At 59.8% G+C, this 25,173-nt stretch carries 26 protein-coding genes and 3 pseudogenes; 18 read left to right on the top strand and 11 right to left on the bottom strand.

The window, feature by feature from the left end; genetic code table 11:
- Positions 1-288 precede the first annotated feature (288 nt).
- The gene (locus tag LAC81_RS35920; RefSeq protein WP_223730948.1) at positions 289-585 is read right to left on the bottom strand and encodes a hypothetical protein; all 297 of its coding nucleotides are present in this window, start codon (positions 583-585) and stop codon (positions 289-291) included.
- Between the two features lie 631 nt (positions 586-1,216).
- On the opposite strand from LAC81_RS35920, the gene LAC81_RS35925 reads away from it, so the two are divergent.
- The 4 genes and pseudogenes from LAC81_RS35925 (at position 1,217) to LAC81_RS35940 (ending at position 5,778) form a co-directional block, all read left to right on the top strand.
- Positions 1,217-1,393 carry a hypothetical protein gene (locus tag LAC81_RS35925; RefSeq protein WP_223730949.1) on the top strand — a complete coding sequence of 59 codons (177 nt, stop codon included), beginning with the start codon at positions 1,217-1,219 and terminating at the stop codon, positions 1,391-1,393.
- Between the two features lie 320 nt (positions 1,394-1,713).
- Positions 1,714-4,350 carry a DNA ligase D gene (ligD, locus tag LAC81_RS35930; RefSeq protein ID WP_223730950.1) on the top strand — a complete coding sequence of 879 codons (2,637 nt, stop codon included), beginning with the start codon at positions 1,714-1,716 and terminating at the stop codon, positions 4,348-4,350.
- Between the two features lie 30 nt (positions 4,351-4,380).
- A pseudogene (locus LAC81_RS35935) lies at positions 4,381-5,294 on the top strand (hypothetical protein).
- A complete protein-coding gene (locus LAC81_RS35940) occupies positions 5,269-5,778 on the top strand; it encodes a DUF4334 domain-containing protein (protein ID WP_223730951.1) in 510 nt (169 codons plus the stop codon). The pseudogene LAC81_RS35935 and the gene LAC81_RS35940 overlap by 26 nt, the downstream one beginning before the upstream one ends.
- Before the next feature lie 346 nt (positions 5,779-6,124).
- Here the strand turns inward: LAC81_RS35940 and LAC81_RS35945 are convergent, their stop codons facing one another.
- Both LAC81_RS35945 and LAC81_RS35950 read right to left on the bottom strand, forming a co-directional pair.
- The gene (locus tag LAC81_RS35945) at positions 6,125-7,171 is read right to left on the bottom strand and encodes a glutathione synthetase (RefSeq protein ID WP_223730952.1); all 1,047 of its coding nucleotides are present in this window, start codon (positions 7,169-7,171) and stop codon (positions 6,125-6,127) included.
- 46 nt (positions 7,172-7,217) lie between these two features.
- Positions 7,218-7,466 (bottom strand): hypothetical protein, encoded by a 249-nt coding sequence (locus LAC81_RS35950; RefSeq protein ID WP_223730953.1) that lies wholly within the window; start codon positions 7,464-7,466, stop codon positions 7,218-7,220.
- Positions 7,467-7,530: 64 nt separating this feature from the next.
- Here LAC81_RS35950 and LAC81_RS38365 point away from each other — a divergent pair, with 64 nt between their 5' ends.
- From LAC81_RS38365 to LAC81_RS35980, 7 genes are all read left to right on the top strand, one after another.
- Complete coding sequence (locus tag LAC81_RS38365) at positions 7,531-7,659, top strand: hypothetical protein (protein ID WP_268906885.1); 129 nt, start codon at positions 7,531-7,533, stop codon at positions 7,657-7,659.
- A 939-nt stretch (positions 7,660-8,598) separates the two neighbouring features.
- Positions 8,599-9,216, top strand: a complete 618-nt coding sequence (locus LAC81_RS35955) for a helix-turn-helix domain-containing protein (RefSeq protein WP_223730954.1) — start codon at positions 8,599-8,601, stop codon at positions 9,214-9,216.
- Between the two features lie 244 nt (positions 9,217-9,460).
- Positions 9,461-11,047: an ABC transporter substrate-binding protein gene (locus LAC81_RS35960; protein ID WP_223730955.1), complete on the top strand. Its 1,587-nt coding sequence runs from the start codon at positions 9,461-9,463 to the stop codon at positions 11,045-11,047.
- 86 nt (positions 11,048-11,133) lie between these two features.
- Positions 11,134-12,183, top strand: coding sequence for an ABC transporter permease (locus tag LAC81_RS35965; protein ID WP_223730956.1), 1,050 nt, complete (start codon positions 11,134-11,136; stop codon positions 12,181-12,183).
- Between the two features lie 9 nt (positions 12,184-12,192).
- Complete coding sequence (nikC, locus tag LAC81_RS35970) at positions 12,193-13,095, top strand: nickel transporter permease (protein ID WP_223730957.1); 903 nt, start codon at positions 12,193-12,195, stop codon at positions 13,093-13,095.
- Positions 13,092-13,943, top strand: coding sequence for an ABC transporter ATP-binding protein (locus LAC81_RS35975; RefSeq protein WP_223730958.1), 852 nt, complete (start codon positions 13,092-13,094; stop codon positions 13,941-13,943). Before nikC ends, LAC81_RS35975 begins: the two co-directional genes overlap by 4 nt.
- Positions 13,940-14,710, top strand: a complete 771-nt coding sequence (locus LAC81_RS35980; protein ID WP_223730959.1) for an ABC transporter ATP-binding protein — start codon at positions 13,940-13,942, stop codon at positions 14,708-14,710. The genes LAC81_RS35975 and LAC81_RS35980 overlap by 4 nt, the downstream gene beginning before the upstream one ends.
- Before the next feature lie 189 nt (positions 14,711-14,899).
- Here LAC81_RS35980 and LAC81_RS35985 read toward each other — a convergent pair whose 3' ends face one another.
- From LAC81_RS35985 to LAC81_RS35995, 3 genes are read right to left on the bottom strand one after another with little or no spacing between them, the layout of a single operon-like run.
- Complete coding sequence (locus tag LAC81_RS35985; RefSeq protein WP_223730960.1) at positions 14,900-15,955, bottom strand: LacI family DNA-binding transcriptional regulator; 1,056 nt, start codon at positions 15,953-15,955, stop codon at positions 14,900-14,902.
- Between the two features lie 8 nt (positions 15,956-15,963).
- Positions 15,964-16,176 (bottom strand): tautomerase family protein, encoded by a 213-nt coding sequence (locus tag LAC81_RS35990; RefSeq protein ID WP_223730961.1) that lies wholly within the window; start codon positions 16,174-16,176, stop codon positions 15,964-15,966.
- 15 nt (positions 16,177-16,191) lie between these two features.
- Positions 16,192-17,103 carry an SMP-30/gluconolactonase/LRE family protein gene (locus tag LAC81_RS35995; RefSeq protein ID WP_223730962.1) on the bottom strand — a complete coding sequence of 304 codons (912 nt, stop codon included), beginning with the start codon at positions 17,101-17,103 and terminating at the stop codon, positions 16,192-16,194.
- 350 nt (positions 17,104-17,453) lie between these two features.
- Here LAC81_RS35995 and LAC81_RS36000 point away from each other — a divergent pair.
- A pseudogene (locus LAC81_RS36000) lies at positions 17,454-18,197 on the top strand (substrate-binding domain-containing protein); the annotation flags it as partial.
- A gap of 234 nt (positions 18,198-18,431) precedes the next feature.
- Here LAC81_RS36000 and LAC81_RS36005 read toward each other — a convergent pair.
- Entirely contained in the window at positions 18,432-18,617 is a 186-nt protein-coding gene (locus LAC81_RS36005) for an oligopeptide/dipeptide ABC transporter ATP-binding protein (RefSeq protein WP_328717969.1), read from the bottom strand.
- Positions 18,618-18,832: 215 nt separating this feature from the next.
- On the opposite strand from LAC81_RS36005, the gene LAC81_RS36010 reads away from it, so the two are divergent.
- Positions 18,833-19,111: a CopG family ribbon-helix-helix protein gene (locus LAC81_RS36010; protein WP_223730963.1), complete on the top strand. Its 279-nt coding sequence runs from the start codon at positions 18,833-18,835 to the stop codon at positions 19,109-19,111.
- Positions 19,099-19,389: a type II toxin-antitoxin system RelE/ParE family toxin gene (locus LAC81_RS36015; protein WP_223730964.1), complete on the top strand. Its 291-nt coding sequence runs from the start codon at positions 19,099-19,101 to the stop codon at positions 19,387-19,389. The genes LAC81_RS36010 and LAC81_RS36015 overlap by 13 nt, the downstream gene beginning before the upstream one ends.
- A 321-nt stretch (positions 19,390-19,710) precedes the next feature.
- Here the strand turns inward: LAC81_RS36015 and rpsU are convergent, their stop codons facing one another.
- The 4 genes from rpsU to LAC81_RS36035 form a co-directional block, all read right to left on the bottom strand.
- Positions 19,711-19,941 (bottom strand): 30S ribosomal protein S21, encoded by a 231-nt coding sequence (gene rpsU, locus LAC81_RS36020; RefSeq protein ID WP_057249963.1) that lies wholly within the window; start codon positions 19,939-19,941, stop codon positions 19,711-19,713.
- Positions 19,942-20,086: 145 nt separating this feature from the next.
- Positions 20,087-20,881 carry a L,D-transpeptidase gene (locus LAC81_RS36025; protein ID WP_223730965.1) on the bottom strand — a complete coding sequence of 265 codons (795 nt, stop codon included), beginning with the start codon at positions 20,879-20,881 and terminating at the stop codon, positions 20,087-20,089.
- 364 nt (positions 20,882-21,245) lie between these two features.
- Positions 21,246-21,809: a cytochrome b/b6 domain-containing protein gene (locus tag LAC81_RS36030; RefSeq protein WP_223730966.1), complete on the bottom strand. Its 564-nt coding sequence runs from the start codon at positions 21,807-21,809 to the stop codon at positions 21,246-21,248.
- Complete coding sequence (locus tag LAC81_RS36035; RefSeq protein WP_223730967.1) at positions 21,806-22,081, bottom strand: PepSY domain-containing protein; 276 nt, start codon at positions 22,079-22,081, stop codon at positions 21,806-21,808. The genes LAC81_RS36030 and LAC81_RS36035 overlap by 4 nt, the downstream gene beginning before the upstream one ends.
- A 102-nt stretch (positions 22,082-22,183) precedes the next feature.
- Here LAC81_RS36035 and LAC81_RS36040 point away from each other — a divergent pair, with 102 nt between their 5' ends.
- From LAC81_RS36040 to LAC81_RS36055, 4 genes and pseudogenes are all read left to right on the top strand, one after another.
- The gene (locus LAC81_RS36040) at positions 22,184-22,561 is read left to right on the top strand and encodes a PepSY domain-containing protein (protein ID WP_223730968.1); all 378 of its coding nucleotides are present in this window, start codon (positions 22,184-22,186) and stop codon (positions 22,559-22,561) included.
- Positions 22,558-23,223, top strand: a complete 666-nt coding sequence (locus LAC81_RS36045) for a response regulator transcription factor (RefSeq protein WP_223730969.1) — start codon at positions 22,558-22,560, stop codon at positions 23,221-23,223. Before LAC81_RS36040 ends, LAC81_RS36045 begins: the two co-directional genes overlap by 4 nt.
- Positions 23,224-23,258: 35 nt before the next feature.
- A complete protein-coding gene (locus LAC81_RS36050; RefSeq protein WP_223730970.1) occupies positions 23,259-24,593 on the top strand; it encodes a sensor histidine kinase in 1,335 nt (444 codons plus the stop codon).
- Between the two features lie 35 nt (positions 24,594-24,628).
- Positions 24,629-25,093 (top strand): annotated as a pseudogene (locus LAC81_RS36055) (heavy metal translocating P-type ATPase); the annotation flags it as partial.
- Positions 25,094-25,173 lie beyond the last annotated feature (80 nt).

Here is a 25,173-nt window from a genome sequence, read left to right on the forward strand (position 1 = left end):
TATTCTTCGCACGGCGATGGGCGGAAGTATGCTCCTAGGGGAGGCGAATGGCTATCAGAATGCGAACGCAGCACGGTGAATCGTAGCAGTTCGAGGACTACCTGCGTGGCAGTTCGACGACCGTTATTAAACGCCGGAAATAGCTGGTCTTTGCCTGCGAGCCTCCGAGATTAGGAGATTCGCAGACAGCAAATTCTTGCGATGGCCGGACGATCTAGATCGTGCATCGCTGCGTGTAGGGGCGCGCCACACACCGGGGGCAGTGCGCAGAGCGTGACGTCGAAACTGCTAGCGGCTACTTCTGGGAACCTCTTCGTCGAACCTTGAATTTTCACGCTCGGGATCATCTTCGAGGATCTCCTCCTCTGTATCGTCCGGCAGGGCTTCGTCGGGTTCAATGTTGGCCTCATCACGGCTAGGAACGGGCTGAACTCGGCGCTGAGACGACGGTTCGTCGGTATCTTGGGAGGCTCCGGACAAGTCCGGCAACGGAATTGGCTCCAGATCCATTTCTGGCGGCCGTGGTTTTGAGATCGGCTTCGGCATCGGTTCGCCGCTGCCCTTTTTATCTTTCGGATCGCTCATTGTTCGGCTCCTTTTCAACGCGAAGGGAACCGGCATTCATCAGTTATGTTCCACACCATCTATAATTCCAACTATAATTCCAAGCTCGTCGGAGCGATTGGCCAGACTACGACACCGCGCGGCGGCGCTCTGCCGGCCGCTGTCGCGCTCTCCCTCAGGATCGGTTTTAACTATGCAGACGGGAAACCTTAATCAGTCTTATGGTCGAATTCTTAGCGTGGTGCAGCGGCGCCGCAATCCATCTTCCCGGGCCCTGCGACGGCTCGCCATCCTCTATGCCTTGCGGGGGATTCTGCTGTCGTGCCGCGTCCATAGCCCCTTCGTCAGCTCGGCTTGTTGGATCTTTTTCCAGCATGCCGAGAACCAGGTCATCGATGGTTGCAGAAACCATCAGCCCGCGGCCACAGCGATCCATTGGGACGTGACCGAGACGCAATCGATCATCAGATCATCAACCTCGCCCCGATGTCGACCCCGTCTAGCTCATCAACGCGGGCACCAGCGATGTGGATGGAGATGTGTTGCACATCGTTGACGGTAGCGTGAGCTTGGACAGCGGTGCAAGCCTGCCACCCTACATCGCGATCGTTGGGGATACGATTGAGCCGTGCACTTGATGATCTCTCGAGTGATGGCCAAGACGGGAACGATCCGCCGCCAGCTGTCGCAATTCGGCTGGGCCGTCATTTTCCTGCTTTTTGGTGTGCTTGGTGGCCGGGCCTTGTTCGCTCCGCTCCGTGGCGCGATGGTGGCCAACGGCGTCGTCAAGGTGCCGAGGCCCGAATGTGATCAATCCCTGTCGCTCTAGAAAATGCGCGGCTCGTCACCGCGAGCAAAGGCACCGCAAAAATCGATCCTTCGATCATCCCGCGAAGCATTGGGTTGACGTGAGGTCACGATAAGCCTCCGTAATAAAAGATGCCCCTTAAGTCGTTCGGATTCTGAAAGCGCTTGCGAACTAGACGACGTCGCAACGTGCGTGATTTGCGTCGCCCAGTGTGTTTCTCCCGGTTCGCGACCGCGTATTCACGAAACTTCCAGCCGTCGAAGGCGTTCTCGTTGCGTTGATATAAAAATCAGGAGACTGGCAGCGCCGCACCTCCTGCTATGGAAGGCTCCGCAAGACATATGGCCGACAATCTCTCGAAATACCGGGCAAAGCGCGATTTTCAAAAGACACGCGAACCGAGCGGCGAGGCAAACGTCAAGCCGTCGAACCGGCGACGGTTCGTGATTCAAAAGCACGATGCGAGTCGGCTTCATTATGACCTCAGGCTCGAACTTGATGGTGTCTTCAAGTCATGGGCGGTGACCAAGGGGCCGTCGCTTGATCCGCATGACAAGCGGCTGGCCGTTGAAGTCGAGGATCATCCGCTCGACTACGGCGACTTCGAAGGCACCATTCCCCAAGGTCAATATGGCGGCGGCACAGTGATGCTATGGGACCGCGGCTATTGGGAGCCGGAGGGCAATACGTCCCCGGGTGAAGCGTTGAGGAAGGGTGAGTTCAAATTCAGCGTTCAAGGCAAACGCCTGCATGGCAGCTTCGTCCTCGTCAGGATGCGCAACGAGCGCGACGGCGGCAGGCGGACGAATTGGCTTTTGATCAAGCACCATGATGACCATGCGGTTGAGGCGAACGGCTCGGCTATCCTGGAGGAGAACGAAACCTCGATCGCCTCGGGCCGCAGCATGCAGCAAATCGCAGAGGGCAAAGGCCGCAGTCCGCGACCGTTCATGATCGCGAATGCGGATGCCAAGGCAGATGCCGTCTGGGACAGCAAGCAAGGGCTCGCGGCGACCCAGCGCAAGAAGCGATCGCGCACGGGTGCCCCAACCTCTACCGCTGTCGATCTGCCAGAATTTGTCGATCCGCAGCTTTGCGACAAGCTTGCTCGGCCGCCCGCTGGCAATGGCTGGCTGCATGAGATCAAGTTCGACGGCTACAGGATTCAGATGCGCGTGGCAGATGGAGCGGTGACGCTTAAGACACGAAAGGGGTTAGACTGGACCGCGAAATACCCTGAACTCGCAAGAGGCGCTTCCAACCTGCCCGATTGCATCATCGATGGCGAGATCTGTGCGCTTGACGAGAGTGGCGCGCCGAATTTCGCCGCACTCCAGGCCGCCCTGTCGGAAGGCAAAACCGGCAATCTGGTCTACTTCGCATTCGACCTGCTGTTCGGTGGCGGCGAGGACTTGCGGTCGATGAGGCTGGTCGAGCGCAAGCACCGTCTGAAAAAACTGCTTGCACAAGCGAGCGACGATCCCCGTATCCGTTATGTTGAACATTTCGAGTCGGGTGGCGAGGCGGTGCTGCGGTCCGCCTGCAAGCTGCATCTGGAGGGTGTCATCTCCAAGCAGGTTGACGCACCCTATCAATCGGGCCGCACCGACACCTGGGCGAAGTCGAAATGCCGGGCTGGCCATGAGGTCGTGATCGGCGGGTACGCCAAGACCAACGGCAAGTTCCGCTCACTCCTGGTTGGCGTCTACCGTGGCCATCACTTCGTCTATGTCGGCCGTGTCGGAACCGGCTACGGTGCCAGGAAAATCGAAATGCTGCTTCCGAAACTGAAGGCGCTCGAGACCACCCGATCGCCATTCGTCGGTGAAGGTGCTCCAAAAAAGCAAGCCGAAGTCGTATGGCTCAAGCCGGCGCTTGTCGCCGAAATCGAATTCGAAGGGTGGACCGCGGACGGTCTGGTCAGACAGGCAGCCTTTAAGGGGCTACGTGAGGACAAGCCGGCGAAAGAAGTTGAGACCGAAAAGCCGGCTTCCCCCACCCAGATTGACGCTGCTGAACCTGCCGCGTTGGCCAAACAAAAACCTGCCCACCGCAAAGCCGCCAAGGCGGAGGTCATGGGCGTGCTTATCTCCAGTCCGGACAAGCCCCTCTGGCCGGATGCCGGAGACGGTGAACCTGTAACCAAGGAAGAGTTGGCGCGTTATCACGAAGCCGTCGGCGTCTGGCTTATCGAGCATATCAAAGGCCGGCCGTGCTCTATCATCCGGGCGCCGGACGGGATAGGCGGAGATCAGTTCTTCCAGCGCCATGCCATGCCCGGCACCTCTAATCTACTCGAACTGGTAAAGATCTTCGGAGACAAGAAGCCTTATCTGCAGATCGATCGGATCGAGGGGCTCGCGGCGATCGCCCAGATCGGCGGCGTAGAACTGCATCCGTGGAATTGCATGCCCGGCAAACCGGAAGTGCCTGGCCGGCTGGTGTTTGACCTTGATCCGGGTCCCGACGTGCCCTTTGCAAGGGTAGTGGCGGCGGCGCGGGAAATGCGCGAGCGCCTTGACGAATTCGGGCTTGTCAGTTTTTGCAAGACGACGGGCGGCAAGGGGCTGCATGTCGTGACCCCGCTCAAGGCGAACAAACGCAAACCGCTGGCTTGGGCAGAAGCGAAAGGTTTCGCACATGACGTCTGCCAGCAGATGGCCAGCGACAATCCGGATCTCTATCTTATCAAGATGACCAAGCGCCTAAGAGGCGGCCGGATTTTTCTTGATTATCTTCGCAACGATCGCATGGCCACCGCCGTGGCGCCGCTTTCGCCGCGGGCACGACCCGGCGCAACCGTTTCGATGCCGCTGACGTGGGCGCAGGTGAAGTCCGATCTCAATCCGAAGCGATTCACGGTTCGCAGCGTCCCGCGGCTGCTTGCCAGAACCTCCGCTTGGCATGACTATTGTGATGGCGAACGGCCACTTGAGCAGGCGATCAGGCGCCTCGGAAAAGGGCAACCCTCAGCGTGAGCTCGCAACGAAGATTCCAGGCGATGTCATATGGACGAAGCAACAAAGGAAACAGTCGAACCGCCTCCGCGCGAGGGGACAACGACCGAACTACCGCATGACCGGACGACGGTAGAGCGGTTTCGGAAGGCGTTTCCGCGCGCCGGGTGGAGCGACACACTTAATGCCTGGTTTGTGCCCGGGTGCATGGCCGAGAAGCGCATCGGCCGCTGGCTGGCGAATTGGAGGCTGAAGCGGACAGATATGCCGACGAGAAGGGAAGGGACGCCTTTGCATTCGAGCCTATCGAAAGGCGCTACCTTGAAGCGGCGCCAGCGACCTTCGAGATCCGGACATCCTTCTCCCGCACCGTCGTCGATGAAGTCCGCGAAATCCCGCACGCACGCCGGGACGCCGATCGCCGCCTCTGGACTGTGCCCTATAGCTCATTTGAAAAACTGCGGCAGCGCTGGCCATCGATCGAGGCAGCCGCCGTGCGGAGCGAGCCGGAAACCCGCCGCGCAAGGCGCGAAGCGATCAAGGGGACAGAGGAAGACCATGCCTTCAAAGCGAGGGCGAGCGAGCGTCGGCGAAAGCGATATCCGGTCCGCGCGGACGATCCGCCGCCCTTCGACCGTGCGATCGCCACACATATCGGGGTTGTATTCTTCACCAGGACCGACGGCGAACTCGCGGAGCCAGCGACGGTCAGCGCGTTCTACTTTGCTGCAGAGGCTGGAGAGGATTATGTCTGGGCGTCCTGGCGATCGGGCTCGCTGGAAGAGTTGGTCACCACTTGGCCGGCACGCACGCCAGCAGATCAGGCAGAAATCAGACGCGGCTGGTGGAAGCCGTCTCTTGAGGAACTGCGGATTGCACGGCGCGACGCCAAATCCAAGCGGCGGGCCAAAGAACGCAGGAAAAACGACGACCCATCCGGTGGGAGGACAGCAGATAGTGCTTGACGAATTTCGAGGCTTGTCTCCGATCGAGCCACGGACACTCGTCGGCCTTTGGAAAGGGCGCGGCGTACCGGCGGGACATCCGTTCGACGGCGTGTTGGAAAATCTTGGCTGGTTCGGCAAGCGGTTCACACCCAACATGCGCGCCGACGCGTTGTTGTTTCGGTTCGGCGACCATCGGCTGACCGCCCTCGATCCGAAACTGATACCGCTTCGCGTGGCGCTGCGCTTCCATAAATTTGGGCGGACGCGGATGGCGCAAAACTTGTTTTCTTGTCTTGAGCGGCGACTGCGGGCAACGGGACCGGTCGCTTCTCTGAAAACCATGCCGTTTGGTGGCGTAGAAAGTGCGGCTATGGTTTACGACGACCAGCCCATCGTCGACTATTTTCGGCGAGTCGATGATCGTAGGGTCATGGGTGCGATGACCATCAGGGGCGACGAACGGATCTACTTTTTCGAACTTGAGCGCGTCGACGAAACTTGAAAGCCGCTCACCCCTCGGTTCATCAACTGTTTCAATGAAGCCCTACCGGGCAGGGCAATGCCCCATCAACGCTCATCGGAGGCAAGAGCTTCTCGCCTTTCTCAAAAGCGCGGTATACCTTCCTCGTTCCCCCATCTATTGTGGCGAGATTTAGTAACCGCGCGACGTCCCGGCTCGGGCTGTGACACGAAACGCAGCAATTTCAATGTCTATCGAACGCTCGGCGGCTTGATGTGATAAGCGGTCCGGATCACTAGCCAGACAAGCTCAAGCATCCAACGTCCGAGCTTGGACACGGAAAGCCGAGCGTGGTCAAACGCGAATGCTTGGCTCGAAGGGGTGTGCGCTAATAGGTCGACAAGATGCGGTTGTTCAACACGCCGTTGTAGGTCTTTTTGGTAGAAACTTTGTTCTCCAGCGAGTCGAGGATTTCCTCGCAAAAGTCGACATCGCACAGTTCACGAATGGTCTGGAGGCCCCCAGGCGTGAAAACATTTATTTCGAGCAGCTTGTCGCCGACGATGTCGAGGCCGACCAGGAACATGCCATCTTCAACGAGCTTCGGGCGCAGAGTCTCGGCGATAGCCAACATTTCCTTTGTCACATTCGCTCGTTTTGGTGTCCCACGCGCATGAAGGTTGGAACGCACGTCTCCCCTCGCGGGAACGCGCCTGAATGCAGCGTACACGGTTCCGCGCTTTAACGGTCGTCCGTTCATGAGAAACATTCTGGTGTCACCATCCGACGCTTTTGGAAGGTAAGACTGCGCGATAAGATAACCGACCTCGCCGACCGCATCGATGATCTGGTTGAGGTTGGATTCTGTGCTGCTTGCGACCCGGAAAACGTTCTTGCCGCCCGATCCTTGGAGCGGTTTGATAATCACACCGTCTGAATGGTTGTCGATAAACGACCTGATCTCCTCAATATCCTTGGAAATCAGAGTTGTTGGACGGACGATAGCCGGGAAGTCCTGGAAATAGAGCTTGTCTTGAGCCAAGGCCAGGCCGCATGGGTCATTGACGACGATCGTGCCTCTTTCTGCCGCGAGCCGACCAAAGTTTGCACCGGCATGCGCGGCCCAGGGACGGCTATCGGCATCCAGCGCCGGATCGTTCCGTAAGAACAGGACGTCCACCTCTTCAACGTTGATGAGGGTTCGTTCCTGCTCAGGTCCGGTTAGAGCACGGAGAAGCGTTTCGGGCTTCTTGGGTCGGGCATCGCCAAACTGTGCGGTACGGATCATCAATGCGTCGTCGGGGCTCAAAATGAAATCGCCCGGAGTGATGTAACGAACGTCATGGCCGCGAGCGAGGGCGGCAAGTGCCAGCGCTGTTGTCGTATAGGAAGGCTTTTCGGTTTCAATCGCGTTGACGAGGAAGGCGATGCGCATAGGAACTCCTGGCTTGAGACAGGGATGAGCCGACGGCAGGGATTATTTATCGCCAGTAGCCCCACTTGCGATCGACCGATGAGCTTCCCAATACGTACCCGATGGTGAATGCCAGGGCCCCTATAAGTACTGCCAGAGTGGATGCGGTTTGAGGATGTTGTGCTGCCGCAGTAGCGACCGCGCTTGTCTCTCGCTTCACTGCATCAGTGGCTGTCTGAGCAACTTTGCGAAAGCCCGCGAGAGGTTCTTCCGGAGTACCGGTAAAGCCCGCCTTTAAATTGTCGTCCTTGGCCATTGCATGTCTCTCCTGCCGATTTTGGAGGAGAAACGGAGGACGGCGCCTTCGGTTCCGAAGTGCCATGAAGAAAGCCTTCCTGATCAATGTTTTGGCGCCCGCGAAGGAGCCGGATCCTCGCCTCTCAAAATCTCGAGGAAAAGCCCTGATGGCGATCGCGCTGTATCCGGCCGCCAGAAATTTCAACTCATAGAGATGGCGCCAAGCAAGTGAGACAAATATCCACGCGACCGCCCGTAAACTGGGGGTTGCCAGATCGACCACCAGCACTGTCTTGGGGAGCCTTGGACAGCAGTTTATTTTCCGGCCTTCCTCGTCGATTTCGCGGTTGTCGCCTACTGAGCCCTGGACTTTGTCAGTGCCAAAGGCCGGTCTGGACCATGAAGGGACCGATGCTATAACTCTCCTTTCTGAGGGCCAGAAGGGGAATTCGGCCACGGCGTGCTCGCTTGTGCAGGTTTCGATTGTAAAATCTGGAAGTGGTCAGCTCAGCCTTGGTTTTCAGTTGCGCGTGGATTGCATGACGCTGGCGTGGCCGGGCAGGTGAGGGAGGGATGCTTCATCGCGAATGCTGCGAACCTCGACCAAAAGGGGCCCCCCGATATCCCTCCCGGCTTGTTTTTCCGCACCTACCGTCCGGTAGATCGCTGACGTTAATTGGCCGCCTTCAGGTAGTCAGGGTTCGTGAAAACTCGAGCCTACCAGGGGCTTGGCCCAGAGGCTGCATGACCTGGCGTAGCTCCGGCTATTTCAAGAGCTGGGATTGGGCCGCCGCCGGCTTTGGCCTTCTGCTCGGTAAACCATGCCATGGCTACATGCTGTAAACGCACTGAAGATGTGACTGGCGTTTCGGTGTATTCTCATGCGTCGTTGCTCGGGCTTGAGCAGCCTCGTGTCCGCGCTTTGCGCGAACCCGGCACTCATTTCGGATCCGATTTTCGAACGCTACCGTCTCCGCATTGAAGGTTCGATGCGGGGAGTTGGCGCACCCGCAACTCACGTTTCAAACACCGAGGCCCGCTTGCGGGCCTCGCCTGCAGCCCAAATCAACAACGCGCGCTCTATTTTACTTGCATCAAGTGCTTTAGTAAGACTAAAGTTTTCTCAGGCTGGCGCAGTGCGGAAAGACAACATGAGCTTCAATGATAGGGAGGCGCAACAGGAGGCCCCTGAGCGATCCTCTCTTTTTCCTCCTGCTATTTCACTCGGGCGTGCGCTTCGAGAGCGGCGCAAGGAGATCGGCAAGACGATGCGGCAGGTTGCGCGCGAGGCTGGCCTCAGTGAGGGCTTTGTCAGTCAAGTAGAGCGGGGTCTTTCGACGCCCTCCTTGATCTCGCTTTGCAACCTCGCCTCGAGTTTGGAGGCCAGTGTTGAGGCCTTTCTGCCGCAAGCGCCGCAGCGTACCCACTCCGTGGTCTCGCATGCCAGCGAGCGCCACAACTACACTCTCGAGGCGGAAGAGCGGGTGTACCAACTATTGCAGCGCGGTTTTCCCGGGGCGCTTCTAAACAGCTGTATCACGCACATGCCTCCCGGATACGTCTCGGATGTGACACGCCACGAGGGCGAAGACTTCCTCTATCTCATCGAGGGCGAGATGCTCTACGAGGTCGGCGACCGCAAATATCTACTCACGGCCGGGGACACGTTGCATTTTCTCGCATCGTTGCCGCACCGTGCACGCAATGTCGGTCCCGGCGAGGCGCGGGAACTTTGGGTTGGTACAACGCGGATCATACCGGAGCGCTGATCGGGGAGAATAGTGGTCAGCATTCAAAATTGTCACGAGGCCGATTGACAACCGCCCCTCTTGAACTTTAGCCTGACTAAAGTTCAAGAGGGGCGGGAGCGGTGGAGGCCGCTCGATTGGGCGCATAGCTTGGCCGGTGCGGGAACCTTCACAGGACCGGACCGTAAAAGCGGAAGGCTTTTCAAACAACGCAACGTGGGAGCGGGCGGACGCGGGTGAAACCTGCACGCCTGAAGGAGGAAAAATGCGCGCAAAAAAACTGATCAACGGGGTTGCCCTCGTGCTGGCATTGGCGGCTGGCCAAGCCCTGGCCGAAACGCCGAAGAACACGCTCGTCGTCGCCGATGCCATCGACGATATCATCACACTTGATCCGGGCGAGGTGTCGGAGGTTGGCGGCGTGCTTGCGGCAAATCAGATCTACCAGCCGCTTCTGACTGCAGCGACCGACGGTTCCAGCAAGATCATCGGTGTGCTCGCCGAAAGCTGGACGGCGTCGCCGGACGGCAAGAGCCATACCTTCAAGATGCGTCCGGGCCTGAAGTTTGCCTCCGGCAACCCGGTGACGGCGAGGGATGCGGAATATTCGCTGCGCCGCGTCGTGCAAATGAAGTCGCGCTCTGCCTTCATCCTCACCCAGTTCGGTTTCACGCCTGAGAACGTCAAGGATCGCATCAAGGCGACTGACGACATGACGCTGGTCATCGAGATCGGTGACACCTATGCGCCGTCATTCCTCTACTACTGTCTGTCCTCCTATGTCGGCGGCATCGTCGATTCCAAGCTGGTGCAGGAGCATGAGCTCAATGGCGACTTCGGCAATGCCTGGCTGAAGGCTGAGAACTCCGCCGGTTCCGGCCCGTACGTGCTGACGCGCTGGGAGCCCAAGCAGTCGATCATGTTGACCCGCAACCCTAACTATACCGGCGAGACTGGAGGCCTGGAGCGGATCTTCCTCCAGCACATTCCCGAAAGCGCCACGCAACGCCTGTTGCTCGAAAAGGGCGACATCGACATCGCCAACAAACTCGGACCGGATGATTTCGGCGCAATCGAGAAGAACCCGGACGTCGGCTTTGTCGACGGACGTTCTGGAACCATCTACTACATGGGCCTGAACGTCAGGAACGAGTTCCTGGCCAAACCTAAGGTCGTGCAGGCGCTGAAGTATCTGGTCGACTACCAAGGCATCGCCGACACAATCTCGCGCGGCACGGTGGAAGTCCACCAGACGCTGGTGCCGAAGGGCTTCCTCGGAGAAATCGACTACAATCCGTACAAGCTCGATATCGAGAAGGCCAAGGCGCTGTTGGGCGAGGCTGGAATTTCGGGTGAGTTAACGCTGGATACCGTTGTCTGGAATACGCCGCCCTACACGGATTTCGCCCAGGCGGTCCAGGCGACCATGGCGCAGGCCGGCATCAAGCTGAACCTTGAAGTGGTCGACGGTCAGCAGTGGCTGGAACGTTATCGCTCGTCAAATCTCGACATCTGGCTCGGCCTGTGGGGCCCGGACTATCCCGACCCGCACTCCAACGCCAAAGCCTTTGCCGTGAACAAGCAGGACGCACCGGACGGTTCCGCCGGCCTTGCCGATCGATTTGGCTGGAATGCTGGAAGCCTGTCCCAGGATGCGATGGCGGCCGTACGCGAACAGGATACGGACAAGCGACGGGCGACGTATGAAACCCTCCAGAAGGCCCACACCGACACTTCGCCCTTTGTCTACATGTTCCAGCAGGTCCGAAAGGTCGGCGTGCGCAGTTCGGTCAAGGGTGTCGTCCTCGGGCAGACCTTCGCCGACGACCGCTACTGGAACGTAACCAAGTAGCCGTCCGAACCATGCTTCGGACGCGAACGGAGCCCCGGCACCGGTCGCGTCCGAGGTCAATCCCGGTAAAGCAAACGGAGTGGTTCGTGCCGGCAGTTCTCATCAACCGGGTTCTCGGTGTCACCGGTCGGATCCTCACGCTTCTCCTCACCGTGGGCATCACGCTCATTGGCCTGGTGGCACTCACCTTTTGTATCGGCCGCGTTGTACCGATCGATCCGGTCCTGTCGGTGGTCGGACAGAAGGCGAGCGAGGAGGTCTATCAGCGCGTCTTCCTCGAAATGGGCCTCGACAAGCCGCTCTGGCAGCAGTTTATAGCCTATGCCGGAAAGCTCCTGCAGGGCGACTTTGGCACGTCTTTCGTCACCAACCGACCCGTGCTCTTAGACCTCTCCGGCTTCTTTCCCGCAACCTTGGAGCTTGCGACGCTCGGCCTTCTGGCTGGCACGCTCATCGGCGTGCCGGCGGGCGTGGCGGCTGCCTACTGGCACGACAGATGGCCCGACTACGTGATCCGCTTCGTCGGCCTCATCGGCTATTCCGTGCCAATCTTCTGGCTTGGACTGGTCGGTCTCTTCGTCTTTTATTCCCGGCTCGACTGGGTGTCTGGTCCTGGCCAGATCGACGTCTTCTACCAGGGCATCGTCAAATCGGTAACCGGTTCGCTGTTGATCGACTCGTTACTGTCAGGCGAGTGGGAAGTCTTCGGAAATGCCTTGAGCCATATCGTGCTGCCGGCAGCGCTGCTCGGCTATTATAGCCTCGCCTACATCTCGCGCATGACGCGCTCGATGATGCTCGACCAGCTCTCGCGCGAGTACGTGCTGACGGCCCGCCTGAAGGGGGCGACCGAATATCGCGCGGTGATGCTGCATGCACTGCGCAATGCCGCCATTCCGCTCGTCACGGTGATCGCACTTTCCTATGGCGGTCTCCTGGAAGGCTCCGTGCTTGTCGAGACCGTCTTCGCTTGGCCGGGCATCGGCAACTACATAGCCTCATCGCTCTTTAGGGCCGACATCAACGCCGTGCTCGGCGGCACGGTACTGGTTGGCGCCGTGTTCATTCTGCTCAACATGATCTCGGACGTCGTCTACCAGATGCTCGATCCGCGCTCCAACCTTCGCCGCCGGTAGGAGGCTGCCATGACCGCAACAAACCTCACCCACACCAACAGCCGCCGCCAGCTCAGGCGCGCGCGCCTCGGCGAATTGCAGCGATTTTCTCGCCGCTTCGCCCGCAATCCGCTCGGCATGATCGGCCTTGCCATTCTTGGCCTGCTCGTGCTGAGCGCCGTCGTCGCGCCAGCTCTCGCGCCGCATGATCCTTACCTGCCCGATCTCGCTCGTCGTCTTTCGCCACCGAGCGGGGAAAACTGGCTCGGCACCGACGAACTGGGACGCGATATCTACTCCCGCATCCTTTATGGCGCCCGGCTGACATTACTGATCGTCGGGCTAGTCGTGGCAACGTCAGCGCCCATCGGCCTCGCCATCGGCGCGGTGGCGGGGACGGCGGGCGGCTGGGTCGACGCGGTGTTCATGCGCATCACCGATGTCTTCCTTGCGGTCCCGAAGCTGCTGCTGGCGCTCGCCTTCGTTGCCGCGCTCGGCCCCGGCATCGTCAATGCGGCGCTGGCAATTACGCTCACCGCCTGGCCGCCCTATGCGCGGCTGGCGCGGGCCGAAGCCCTCATCGTGAGAGACAGCGATTATGTCAACGCCGTCAGGCTTGCCGGCGGCTCGCGATTCCGCATCGTCTTGCGCCACATAATCCCAATGTGCCTTTCTTCTGTTATCGTGCGCATGACGCTCGACATGGCCGGCATTATCCTGACGGCCGCCGGCCTCGGGTTCATCGGCCTCGGCGCGCAGCCGCCGCTGCCGGAATGGGGCGCGATGATCTCGACCGGCCGCAAGTTCATCTTCGATCAATGGTGGGTAGCAACGATGCCTGGACTTGCGATCTTCATTGTCAGCCTCGGCTTTAATCTTCTGGGCGATGCCATGCGCGACCTGCTCGACCCGCACTTAAGGAGGCGCGCATGAGCGAGACGCTTGTCAACGTGGAAAACTTGCGCATCGCCTTTGCCGGCGAGGGCGGCACAATGATCGAGGCCGTCAAGGGCGTTTCCTTCCAAGTCGGCCGGGAAAAGCTCGGCATCGTCGGCGAAAGCGGCTCGGGAAAGAGCCTCTCCAGTCGCGCCCTGATGGGCGTTCTGCCGGAGCATGCGCGCGTCTCGGCGGATGTCATGTCCTTTGCCGGCATCAACCTGCTTACGGCCTCGCCGCGGGTACGTCGGCAGCTGCGTGGCAATCGCATGGGCATGATCCTGCAGGATCCGAAATTCTCGCTCAACCCGGTCATGCGTGTCGGCAAGCAGATCGCCGAGGCGATCCGGCTCGGTGCTCGATCGCTGACGCCGGCAAAGGTGCGCCAGAAAGTACTTGACGTCTTGGAGGCGGTGCATATCCGCGCGCCGGAGCGCGTCTACGACCTCTATCCACACGAGCTCTCTGGCGGCATGGGCCAGCGGGTGATGATCGCCATGATGGTGGTGCGCGAGCCGGAACTGCTGATCGCTGACGAACCCACCTCCGCCCTCGACGTCACCGTGCAGTTGCAGGTGCTCGAGATCATGGACGAACTGGTCAGGCGCCGTGGCATGGGTCTTGTCTTCATCAGCCACGACCTCAACCTTGTCTCGCGTTTCTGCGACCGTGTACTGGTCATGTATGCCGGCCGGATCGTCGAGACGCTGGATGCGCGACGCATGCACGAGGCGGTACATCCCTATACGCGGGGGCTGCTCGCCTGCCTGCCAGCCATCGATGGGCCGCTGACACCACTGCCAACTCTCGCGCGCGACGCGAGCTGGGGAGAGGCCCGCTTATGATCCGCATCGACAATCTCAGCGTCCATTTCGGCAGCGCCGTCGCGGTGCAGAACATCAGCCTCTCAGTGGAGAGCGGCGAGAGCTTCGGTCTCGTCGGCGAAAGTGGCTCGGGCAAATCCACCGTCTTGCGCACAGTCATGGGTCTCAATCGCCATTGGACCGGTGATATCCACATCGCCGACATAGATCTACGCAAGGGAAGGCGGCGCGACCTCGTGCGCGTGGCGCAGATGGTGTTCCAGGACCCCTATGCCTCGCTGCATCCCCGTTACACGATTGGCCAGGCCATCGCCGAGCCGATGCTGATCAACCGCATGTCGGATGTGGATGCCCGCACGGTCGAGTTGCTGGAGATGATCGGGCTGACGGCGGCACACCGGTTCCGCTTCCCGCACGAACTGTCCGGCGGCCAACGCCAGCGCGTGGCGATCGCCCGCGCACTGTCGCTGTCCCCAACGGTGCTGCTGCTCGACGAGCCGACCTCGGCGCTCGACGTTTCGGTCCAGGCCGAAATCCTCAATCTCCTGAACCGCCTTCGTCGTCAGCTTAACCTGACCTTTGTCATCGTCAGTCACGACCTCGCGGTCATCTCCTATATGTGCGATCGATTGATGGTGATGCAGAACGCCCGCGCAGTCGAAACGCTGACGCGCGCACAATTGCGCGCTGGCGACATGGAACACGACTATACTCGCACACTCTTTCGGGCGAGCCGTCGCGATCGCATGGGCGCTCCTGCTTCGGCCGAAGCTGGTTGTTGTGGATGAGCGCTCCGCGGCACTTTTGCCAAAGCTTGTCCAGAATGTGTGCCGCCGGCGCTGCAATTGCTGCAAATCCTTCGCGCCACGACCGGCCGTCAACTGCGCAGAAGTCGGGATGGTGGGATCATCAGGGCCGCGATCGCTAATGTATCATCTGGATTGTGCGCTGCGGCCGATCCGTGAGGATGTGCCGCTTCATCGCGTCGTACTTTCGCGAACCTGAAGCTCGAAGCCCAAGTCGACGATTGGCGATTCAATTGGCCGGCCGGCAAGTCGATCCAGCACCATCTGCACCGAGAGCCGGCCTGTATCATAGCGCGGTGTACGTACGCTTGTGAGCGACGGGTAGGCGACATGCATCATATCAAGGTCGTTGAAGCCGCAGATTGCCATGCGGTGCGGGACAGCGATACCCGCCCGCTGGCATTCAAACAGTACGCCCATCGCAAGGTCGTCATTGTTGCAAAAGACCGCGTCAAGGTCGGCCGCCTTCGCCAGCGCATCGGCGAGCAGCTGCCCGCCGAGTGATACACGCGACGGCGTAAGAGTGGTGGTTACCAGCTTGGGATCGAAGAGCTGCGCCGCCTCCAGCGCTGAGCGATAGCCGGCCAGTCGGCGCTGCGAGCGTGGATCCATGCGCGCGCCGATGAAGCCGATCCGCCGGTATCCAGCTTCGATCAAGTGGTTGGTAGCCGTTTTGCCGCCTTCGAAATGGGAAAAGCCGACCAGCATGTCGACCGGAGTGTCGCCGTGCTCCATGATCTGCACGATTGGGCAATCCGCGCTCTCGAGCAATTTGCGGGTCCTCTCGGTCTGGTCTATGCCGGAGACGATCAGTGCTGATGGCCGCTGGCTCAGAAACATGCGGACCAGGCGCTCCTCTTCGCGAGGCGAATAGTGGGTATTGCCCATCTGTATTTGCAGTGGACCGTCGCCGAGCCCGTCATAAATGCCTCTCACCGTGTCGGCGAAGACGATGTTCGTTAGCGACGGCACGAGAACACCGATCACGTCGGCTCGGGAGGAAGCAAGCGCGCGCGCATTGGGGTCGGGCGCATAGCCGAGCTGCGTCACCGCCGTATCGATCTCTGCGCGCAGTTCGGCCGAAACTCGGGACGGATCGCGCAGCGCGCGCGACACGGTGATCGCGGCAACGCCGGCCAGTTTCGCGACGTCGGCGATCGTCGGCCTGCCACTGCTGCGCCGGCTTGTTTTTCGACCCTGGTCCCTGGAGATAATGTCGTCCGTCACGTCGACTCCTAAGCGCTCCGCCTGCGCAGGGTCTCGACATCGGTGCTGCCGATATACCAGTTCCTGGCCTCCACCTCATCGAAGACGACGGAGACTTCGCGCTCAGGAAGTCCGGTTGCTTCGGCAATCGCCGCTGCGACCTTGCGACTGACGACAGCCTTCTTGCCGGTAGGGTCATCGGCGAGGGTCTCGCGCACGATGGTGATGCGCACAAATGGCATGGCTGACCTCCCTGCTCAGTATAGTTTTGCGCCGTTGACCATGAGCCGAACCGCATAAAGCGAGCTGGTCGCGCAGATATAGAGGATGTTTCGTTTAGGCCCGCCGAAGACGCAGTTGGCGGTATTCTCCGGTACCCTTACCTTGCCGAGCAGGGTGCCGTCCGGGTGGTAGCAGTGGATGCCATCGCGCGCGCTCGTCCAGATCCGTCCCTCGTCGTCCAGACGAAAGCCGTCAAAGAGGCCAGCAGTGCAATCGGCAAAGACGCGCCCGCCCGAAATTACGCCCGCATCGCTGACATCGAAGACGCGCATATGTGCAGGATGGTCGGGCCCGTGGGTGCGGCCGGTGTCGACGACGTAGAGCTGTCTTTCGTCAAGGGAAAAGGCAAGGCCGTTCGGTCGCACCATGTCGGTAATGGCGGCGGCGACCTCGCCGGTCGCCGGGTCGACGCGATAGACGTAGCAGGCGCCGATCTCGCTTTCGGCCCTGTGACCCTCGTAATCGGACTCGATGCCGTAGGCGGGATCGGTGAACCAGATCGACCCGTCCGACCGCACGACGACGTCGTTTGGCGAGTTGAGCCGCTTGCCGTTCCAGCGGTCGGCGATGGTGGTGATCCTCCCGTCATGTTCCGTACGGCTTACGCTGCGGCGGCCGTGTTCACAGGTGACCAGCCGGCCTTGCCGATCCGTAGTGTTGCCGTTTGAAAAGTTGGACGGCTGGCGAAAGACGCTCACATGCCCGTCGGTCTCGTCATAGCGCAGCATCCGGTCATTGGGGATGTCCGACCAGACGACATAGCGCCCGCCGGCGAAATAGGCCGGCCCCTCGGCCCAGCGACACCCCGTGTAAAGCTGCTCCACCCGGGCGCTGTGGTTGACCAGACGGGCAAAGCGCGGGTCCACGATCTCGAAATCCTCGGCCATGGGGCCTCCTCATGCGACAAAGAAGGTATCTGAGCGTGGCGATATGATAGCGCTATCATAAAAGAAGGGAATAGCCTTCCTGCTGGAATGCCGAAACGACACTGATTTTGATCTGAAATCTCGGATGTCCGCTGTTTTATAATCCGCAAATGTTACTTTACAATCGTATGTGGTAGCGCTACCTAATTAAGAGACAGCGGTGTTTTCGGGAGGAGACCAGAGCGCCTCGTCAATGGTGAAAGCAGGCATCCAGCGTGCCGGTGCCTCAGGAGTTCGTGCCGTTCGGGGGAAAAATTTCCGCCCCGGGCTGGAGAACAAAACAAGTGGCGCGCCAATGGGAGGAAATGTCGATGGTGAAGTCACTCGCTGGCGGCATCGTTGCCGCCACTGCCTTTTTCATGCTGGGCTCTGCTGCCTACGCAGATCCGGAAATCGTCTCGGGGCCTGCGGCTGAGCCGGAATGTTTCGCGCCGTGGTCGGCGGACACCAAGTTCTTCAAGTTTCCAAAAAAGGACGGCCCGTATCGCGTTGCGCTGGCAAACGGCTACATCGCCAACACCTGGCGCATCCAGATGGTGCAGACCGCCAAGGCCTATGCCGCTCAGCCCGACGTTGCGGCCAAATTGAAGGAGTTCAAGGTCGTTTCGACGGGTGAGGACGTGCCCGCGCAGATCTCGGCGATCAACAACTTCATCGATTCCGGCTATGACGCCATCGTCGTCAACGCCCAGAACCCGACGGCATTCGCGCCCGTCATCAAGCGGGCGAAGGAGGCTGGCGTGGTGCTGGTCGCCTTCGACAACATCCTCGACACCGAGGACGCCATCAACGTCAACGTCGACCAGAAGGGGCTCGGGCAATTGTGGGGCGACTGGCTCGTCAAACATCTGCCTGATGGCGGCAAGGTGCTCGAGGTGCGCGGTGTCGCCGGCACGTCTGTCGATACCGACAGACACGACGGGATCCATGAGAAGCTCCAGGCGTCGGGCAAGAACTTCGAGGTCGTTGAGGTCATGGGCAAGTGGGATGACGGCGTTGCCCAGAAGGTGACTGCGGACGCAATCGCAACCAGCGGTCCCTTTGATGGCATTACTGCCGCCTGAGACGGTCCAAAGCACGCCCGTTCCCGCCCACACCATGCATTCAACGCATGCCGGCGCGTCAGCGCGAAGCCAGCATCGGTCTCTTGTTCGTCCTTGCGCATTTCCGTTCTCCTTCGAACGTGAGCGTCCGAGTAGGAGACCGAGAAAGCCCCGCGCTTATTCTGGGCAAGCGCTCACTTTATCGCGAGCCGTGGCGCGGAGACAAGTTTGGCCGCCGGGAAGTGTTCATGCGGCTGTCAACCGCCTAGCAAAAAGCTCGCCGGCAAACCTGCATGCGGCTCTATGGTTCGAACTGACTTCTGTCAGATGCGGTTCCGCAGCGGCACAGTCCTTCACCGCAAGGGGACACCGTGTCCTGAAAAAGCAACCGGACGGAGGGTTCGTCGGGCTCGGTATCTCGCCCTTGATCAGGGTGGGCTTCTATGGCGCTCCACTGCCGGATCAGCTTCGGGAACCGAGGCGACCGCGTCACGCGACGACATCATCGACATTGTCCGGTCGCTGGCGCGCTCGGGAAGGTGAGTGGCGGTAGGTTGCGTGATCGCGACGGAGCTGGATCATAGACAACTGAAACAGCAGCTCTTATATTTAGCGCTTGGTATTACCTCTAACTAAGGACGGTTGCGATGGCATCCCCAACCTCGCTCAAGCTCGATGATGAGCTGAAAGGTCGCGTTCAACACTTAGCTGAAATCCGCCGCCGTTCGTCTCACTGGATCATGCGAGAAGCGATTGCGCAATACGTCGAGCGAGAAGAGAAGCGAGAAACATTGCGACAGGACACGCTGGACGCGTGGGAGGAATATCAATCGGCGGGCCTCCATGCCACTGCGGCCGAGGTCGAAAAATGGCTATCCACGTGGGGAACTGACGACGAGAGCGCTGCGCCTGAATGCCACAAATAGTCTTCTCTTCAGCGGCTGTTCGTGACCTAGAGCGTCTCCGAAAATACTTGCAGCCCAAAAGCCCTTTGGCTGCCAAGCGAGCGGCTGAAGCCATCCTGAAGGGTGTGCAGGCCCTTGGCGCACATCCAAAAATGGGGCGCCTTATTGATGATCTGCCGGATCAGTATCGAGAGTGGCTCATTGATTTTGGAGATAGCGGATACATCACGCGTTACCGCATTGATGAGGACGTTTTGACAATCCTCGCCGTGCGGCACCAGAAAGAAAGCGGCTTCTGAGAGTAAGCCGGCGGTTGGACCGCTCATCAGGGAATACCAACAGACTCAGTTGTTCACCTTATGGCGTCTCGGATCGCGTAATATATCGACCGGAACGCCTATCAGGTCGCCGATGATTGAGGTCATTCCTTGATGCGGGTGATCTGATCCAGTGCTTGGTAGTGATTGAAGCCCAAGCAGCGCGAATTTTTAACGTGTGCTTTGCGGGTGCTGATTAATCTATTCGAGTTGCGCGGCAGCCCCGGACAAATATTTGGACCTGTGCTTCAGAACCACAGGGCGCTCTACCCGTCACAACGGCCGCCCTAAGCGTTCATGAAGCTATCTACTCTTTTTCGGCTTCGACGGGAGCAGGCCTTCGCGTTGCATTTGTTTGCGAGCATTCTTGCGCTGGCGGCTCACCGCCTCGGCTTTCTCGCGCGCCCTCTTAACCGAGGGCTTTTCAAAAGCTTCGCGCATCCGCATTTCACGAAAAATGCCCTCGCGCTGGAGCTTCTTTTTCAGGACGCGGAGCGCCTGATCGACATTGTTATCGCGTACTAGAACCTGCATTGGCCGCTCGTAGTTGGAAAAGGTCGCTCAACTTACAAGTTTTCGCGCTGATTCCAAGTTCACAGTTTGCAGAAACTCGAGCCTTCTAAAATGAAAAGCAAGGCGACGCTGAAACCGGGTCCTCGAACCATGCCTCGAGTGGAATTCATGCGACCACAATCGGGACTTTGCTCGGTGACGCCTTCACCCGGTTGTAAAGGTCGATGACGTCCTGGTTGATCATGCGCACGCATCCGGAAGATGCCTGAGTGCCAATGGTCCACCATTCCGGTGAGCCGTGTACGCGATAGCCAGTATCGTGGCCGTCCTTGTAGATATAGTGCGCTCGGGCGCCGAGCGGGTTGTCGAGTCCGCCCGGCTGACCGCCCGTCCATTTCACAAGCTCTGGCTTGCGCGCGATCATCTCTTTGGGCGGCGTCCAAGTCGGCCACTGCTTTGTGTACTGGATCTCGGCGCGACCGCTCCATTCGAAGCCGGCCTTGCCGATGCCTACGCCGTAACGGATCGCTTCACCGCCTTCCTGCACCCAATAGAGATGCCGCTCGCTGAGCCGCACCACTATGGTGCCCGGCGCCTCTCCGGTTGGATCGATAACGATTTGCCGCCGGAATTCCGGCTTGACCTTCTGGTATGGGATTGCCGGGATCACGAAACCATTGTCGATCGTCGAGGCATACATCGTGCCGTTGTCGGTGATGTTGCTGTCGACGCTGATCGGTGGGATAGCCCCGGTCGACATGTTGTCAACGCCCGCAGGCGACAAACGAGCGGACGGCTCGAGCGGTTCCAGCGATGGGAGTTCAAGCGCCTGCGAGCAGCCGGAGGCACCAAGTAACGTCATGACACCGAGGCCTGAAAGCACGCTGCGACGGGAGACGACATATCCGGGCTCTAAAATGGTGTCGCCGGAGGACAGCTTCTGATCTTGCGGCTTACGCATGCACTCTTCACCCCAAAAGAACGGTCGGCATCATGCCCTCCGGCTGGGCGCATTTTCACAATTTATGGTTAAGAAGGCGTGAAATGGGCCTGAATGCTGCTTTCTACTTGCAAGTGTAGGGTGGCAGACGCGATGCGATGCATAAGCCAGTTCCTCGTCGCAAGGACTGCATTTCTGGTTCTGGGCAGCAATTATGCACTCCATTGAACCCAGGGCGAGCTGCTTGTCCGCGGTTCGAATCCCTTCAAGGCGAGGGATTTAGACGCCTCATCGCTTCAAAAGGGCGGGCGTGGCGTTTGGATTTCCCTCGCGCCAGCGCCGGTAGCAAGTGGTCGTCCTTGTGGACCATTGTCGGGTCCGGCGATCATTCGGCACGTTTGCGGCCCGTGATCATCGCGCGGACCAGATTTTCCTTGTGCTCGATGCTGGCGAGCACAACGCCTGCGACGTGCAAGCCAATAAGACCAAGGGTCAGGTTCGCCAGCAGTTCATGGGTCTCCTCCACCCACGCGACACCCCAATAGGCGTCGGTCGTCATCATATATCCGGTTGCGGCGATGCCGGAGATTGAGATGAGAAGAGCTATCACCATCGCGCCTCCGGCCGGGTTGTGGCCAATATAGCGTCTGGCTTTCAGTGCTATGCTGTCCAGAAGAAATCTAACGGTTGTGACCGGGCTGTATATGAAGTTCGAAAATCGCGCGTGGCGAGTACCGATAAAGCCCCAGATGACGCGAATGACCAGAAGCCCGATGATTACGTATCCCGCCAGGATATGGGCCTTTTTCCACTCGTCGCCTGTCAGGTAGGAGAAGGAAAACAGTCCGACGACACTCCAGTGGAACACGCGCACGAGCGGGTCCCAGACATTGACCGTCGGCGGCGAGCCCGTGCTCGCCGCATCTAGATCCATCGTGCCCATGATCATTCGCTTTCGTTGCCGACCGCAGCGCCGGTCTCGGGGTTGAACACGGTCTCAACCTTGTTGCCCTTGGCGTCGATAGCGTAAACTTCGTAGCAGCTGCCCTCGACTTTCACCCGGCGCACATCGAGGCCCGTGGCTTTGGCCTTTTCCTTGATGCTGTTCTCGCTAAGCCACTTGTCCTTGGCCGCGCTTGTGCAATTCTGCTCTTCTTCGGCGCGGGCGACGCCTCCAGAGGCGGTGGCGAGCAGGAGGGTCGCGAGGATGATCATCTTCATTTGTCTTCTCCATCAGATACCCAGGAGCGGTTCTGCTCTTCTGGTCGACGTCGAACCTATGGCAGGCAACATGACGACGACCTGATGGAGATTGTCAGGTTCTTGTCATCTGCGATGGGCTATCGGTGTGCGATGTGTTCGTTTCGCATCCTCAGCGTCTTTGCGCTTCTCCTTCTCGGCCTGCCCCTGCTGCCGGGACCTGCCCGTGCTGACGATGACCGCTCACATGCTGCCGGAGACGACGACGTCCCGTCGCACGATGATCTCAGCGAGCTTGTCCGGGAGGGCAGAATTCACCCACTGGCCGTTCTGAAGGCGCAAGTCCTGACCAAACTGCCGGGCGAATTGATCGATGTCAGGGTGGAGCGCGACGACGGCGTTATCATCTATGAATTCCGGATCCTGAGGGAAAGTGGCCGGGTCACCGAAGTGGAGGTGGAAGCCGCCTCGGGCAGGATCGTCGAAATCGAGAACGAATGATGCGTCTGCTGCTTGCCGAAGACGATCCGCTTATCGCCCGTGACGTGGGTGCTCATCTTGCGAAGGCGGGCTTTAATGTCGTGCACGAGAAGAATGGAGAGGCGGTGTTGTTCGCGGGCGAACATGAGGACTTCGCGGCTGTCATACTCGACCTGGGTTTACCCACGATCGACGGCCTCACCATCCTGAAGAGGTGGCGTTCTGCCGGCCGAGGCATGCCCGTGATCATCCTGACGGCACGAGGCAACTGGGAGGAGCGCGTGGAGGGCATCAACGCAGGTGCTGATGACTATCTCGGCAAGCCCTTCCGTATCGCCGAATTGCTTGCCCGACTGCACGCCGTGCTGCGCAGATATTCCGGCCAAGCGAGCGCAGTCCTGTCCTCTGGGCCCGTTTCAATCGACACCCGCCATCGTACGGTTGCGATCGACGGGGTGCCCGTGGACGTGACACCCCTGGAATACAAATGTCTCACTGTCCTCATGCAAAACCGCAGTCGCGCCGTTTCGCAGATGGAGTTAACCGAACAGCTCTACACTCAGGACTTCGAACGGGAGAGCAATTCCGTTGAAGTCCTTATCGGACGATTGCGAAAGAAACTCGGGCGGGACGCAATCGTCACGCGCCGGGGCTTCGGCTATCAGATCGCGGCGGACGAGTGATGAGGTCGCTCCATGGCCGCTTCATTCTTACATCCGTGGTCGTCGTCTCGATCTGCCTCGCAGCGGCGTTTTTTGCTCTCGTTCAGATTTTTGCGGAAAGCTACAGTACGCGCCTCCAGAACGAATTGACCGGGCACATAAACCGACTGGCTGCCGTCATCCGCTTCTCTGCTGACGGGAAGGTCCAGGTGCCTGAGAATCCTCCGGACAATCGTTTCCTGCTGCCTTATGGCGGTCTGTATTGGCAGATCGACGATCCAGTCGGGAAAGTTGAGCTGCGGTCGGCCTCGCTATTCGACTACGCCCTGCCGCTGCCGCAGGAGGCGCACCCGGTCGGCGTCATGCACCTGTATCGCCTCGCTGGTCCGGAGGGAAAGGATGTCCTGGTCCAGGAGCGCGTTCTGTTGTTGGCCGCACCCGAAGGGAAAAGGCCTGTCCGGATTGCGGCTGCGGTGAATGCGGATGAGGTCGACAACGCACGCGCGGCCTTCGCTCTCGACATCCTGCCCTATGTGGGCGTGCTGGCCGTGCTGCTGGTCCTCATGTCGATCATCCAGCTCTGGATCGGCCTGAGACCCCTCGACCACATTGGCCGCGACCTCGAGGCGGTGCGTGACCGCAGCGTTAGGCGCTTGGCAGGTCCATACCCCCGTGAGGTCCAGCCGCTCGTCGATCGGTTGAACAGACTGCTGGAAACCCAGGCCACGGCCATGGACAACGCAAGGGGCCGGGCCAGCGACCTGGCGCATGGACTGAAGACACCGCTGACTGTCCTCACCAACAATGCCTTGACCCTCCGCGAGAAGGGTGAGATCGAAATCGCTGACGAACTCGACCATCTGGCCGATACCATGCTCTCCCATGTCGAGCACGAGCTGGCCCGTGCGCGGCTCACACCGAGCGCGGACCAGCGGAGCGGCGATGCCGACGTCGCCAGGATCGTCGGCGAGACGATCCGGATGCTTCAGCACACCGAGGCAGGCGAGCGCCTTTCATGGGAGGCCGGCTTGCAGGAGGGCCTGACGGCGCCGATTGATCCGCATGATTTTCGCGAATTGGTCGGCAACCTTCTCGAAAACGCATCGAAATGGGCCACGAGCCGTGTGGCTGTCACGGCCGTCCGGCGCGATGGTCTTATCCGGCTTGTGGTCGAGGACGACGGCCCGGGGGTGTCACCCGAGAGACTGCCGGACCTGCTGCGCCGGGGTGTGCGCCTGGATCGCCTGAAGCCCGGCTCGGGTCTTGGTCTGGCGATCGTATCCGAGATCGCCAATGTCTATAATCTGGCCCTAACCTTGGAGAATAGCGCCGAAGGCGGCTTGCGCGCGGAAGTCGCCGGTTCCGACCCGCGTCCTTCGCCGGAGACCTGATGTCGCGGAACATCAAAGCGAAGCTGAACTGAAACTTGGCCTTCTGCTTGTTGCGTCGGCGGATTGCTGCTTGGCTCGGCTCGCACTTCGCAGGCCGAACGGATGCCGCGCGATTTATATGGACAATCGCCATCGCTCCGGTTCTGGGGGCCTACTTGTCGAGATAATCCGAAGCCTATGGCATGGGGAATGGGCCTGGACCTCGTCACTGCGCTGTCGATGTCGGCTGCACTCATCTTTGGAGAAGCCTTGGCGGCAACGGTTGTCGCGCTGATGTACACGGGCGGCACATTCCTCGAAAACTTCGCGGAGGGGCGCGCGCCGCGAAAATGCGTGACTTACTCTCCCGCGTGCCGCGGACCGCGACGCGCTATCTTGACGGCGGCCTGCACGGGGTTCCTATCGACGGCATCCGGTCTGGCGATCGGCTGCCGGTCCGAAAGGGTGATGTCGTCCCTGTGGACGGGACGGTCGCGAGCGCCCGGGCCTTCCTCCGCACAGACGGCCCCGGCCGAGGCAGATTATTTCACCGGGTTGCGCGATCGGGCTCGTGGTCGACAGAGCAAGTGAAAACCAAGCC

The sequence above is a fragment of the Ensifer adhaerens genome (assembly GCF_020035535.1).
In the GTDB taxonomy this organism is placed as follows: domain Bacteria; phylum Pseudomonadota; class Alphaproteobacteria; order Rhizobiales; family Rhizobiaceae; genus Ensifer.